The following is a 1669-nucleotide window of genomic DNA, read 5'->3' as shown; positions in this document are numbered from 1 at the left end:
GCGAAGAGGCCGCTGTCGGCGCTGCGCGGCGCGGTGGGCCCCAGGTTGGTGTAGCCGATCATCCGGCCGTCGCGCTCGTATCGGGGTTTGCCTCTGCGGGTGCCGACCTTGTCCAGGGCTTGGCGGACGTAGTCGAGGTCTTCGGTGTCCTCCAGCCAGACGACCTCGGCTTCCTGGACGAGATCGCCTTCCTGCGGAATCGCGCTCATCAGGCCTCCTGGGTCTCGGCGGCCGGGCACCGGCCTGGGGTCGGGGCTTTCATGCTGTTCGTCTTCCCGGCTCGCGCGGCGCGGTGGGGCGGCCGGCCCCGTCCATCGTACGGTCGGGCCGTGCGCCCCTCCCTGGTGCGGAAGGCCCTCATGGCGTCCCGCTTGCGCCATCGGTGTTCCCGTTGTGGAGCAGGGCGAGGCCGGGATAGAGCTTCTTGACGTTGTTCTTGATCATTTCTGCGGGTGAGGTCAGGCCGAGTTCCTGGCGGATGCGGCTGGCGAAGGCGCGGCTGGTGGAGGGCCGGATGCCTTCCTCCGAGCACCACCGGCCGTAGGTCTCGTACAGCAGTTTCTGTTCGACGCGCAGTTCCGGGTTGGGGCGTCCGTTCTCGCCCTTGGTGCAGCATTCGGTGATGAAGCGGCCCACGTGGTCTTCGGTCGTCTCGTAGGCGGCGGTCGCCAGCCGCACGGAGGCCGGTCCAGTGAGCGGGTCGCGGGTCGTCAGATAGCGTCCGGCTCCCTCGATCAGCCAGTGGAGGATACCCGGGCCCTCCTCGTGGACGAGTTCGGCGGCCAGGTTGTCGATTTTCCGTTCGTCGGGGACGCTCCGCTCGAAGGGGATGATCCTCATGCGGCGCCAGAAGGCGTAGCCGCCGGTGCCCACTTCGGGACGGTGGTTGCCCAGGAGCCACAGCTTGTGCGTGGGGGTGAAGGTGAAGAAGTTCTGTCGCATGCGGCGGGCGGTGATGGTGTCGCCGCCGGTGAGGAGCTTGACGCGGGACTCGTTGAACCTGTCGTTGGGCTTGAGCTCGCTGCACACCACGATGCGTCGGCCGTGGAGTTCGGTCAGTTCGGTGGAGTGCTCGGTGAACTTGCCCTTCTCCATGAGGAAGCCGGGCGGGGCCGCGTTGGCGTAGTCGCCCAGGATCTGCATCATCACCTCCAGCAGCACGGACTTGCCGTTGGCTCCGGAACCATAGAGGAAGGGCAGGACCTGGGCACCGACGTCGCCGGTGATGGAGTAGCCGAGGAGCAGGTGCAGGAAGCGGGTGGTTTCCCTGCCTTGGGCGTCGTCGCCGAAGGTGTCGCGCAGGAAGCTGTTCCAGCGCGGGATGGGCATGGGGCGGGGCGCCACGAAAGTGGCCCGCGAATGCATGTCCGTGAGCGGGTCGGGCTTGCGCAGCGTTCCGGTTCTGAGGTCGACGACGCCGACTGGGGTGCACAGGGCGTAGATGTCGCCGTCCAGGACGTCGGGGTCCAGGCGGAGTCCGGGGGCGGCCTGCGCCTGGTAGAGCAGGGCTTTGAGTCCTGAGGTGGATTCGGAGTGCCGTCGGTGCGCGGCCAACTGGCGGGGAGTGAATCTTCCCTGGGGGTCGTGATCGGCGATCTGCTCGGCCATCTCCCCGGCAGCCCAGACCGCTGCCTCGTCGCCGCCGGTCAGTTTCCACCGGTACTCGTCC

General features: G+C 67.8%; 2 protein-coding genes. Both read right to left on the bottom strand.

What is annotated here, in order from left to right:
* Positions 1-209: DUF6009 family protein (locus ACFVUH_RS37280; RefSeq protein ID WP_387918082.1), on the bottom strand; the 209-nt coding region annotated here is incomplete at its 3' end.
* A 148-nt stretch (positions 210-357) separates the two neighbouring features.
* Positions 358-1669, bottom strand: a 1312-nt coding sequence (locus tag ACFVUH_RS37275) for a phage/plasmid primase, P4 family (protein WP_387918080.1), incomplete at its 5' end; no start/stop codon positions are given.

Source organism: Kitasatospora sp. NPDC058032 (genome assembly GCF_042885845.1).
Lineage (GTDB): Bacteria > Actinomycetota > Actinomycetes > Streptomycetales > Streptomycetaceae > Kitasatospora.
This window is presented reverse-complemented; position numbering and strand designations above follow the sequence as displayed.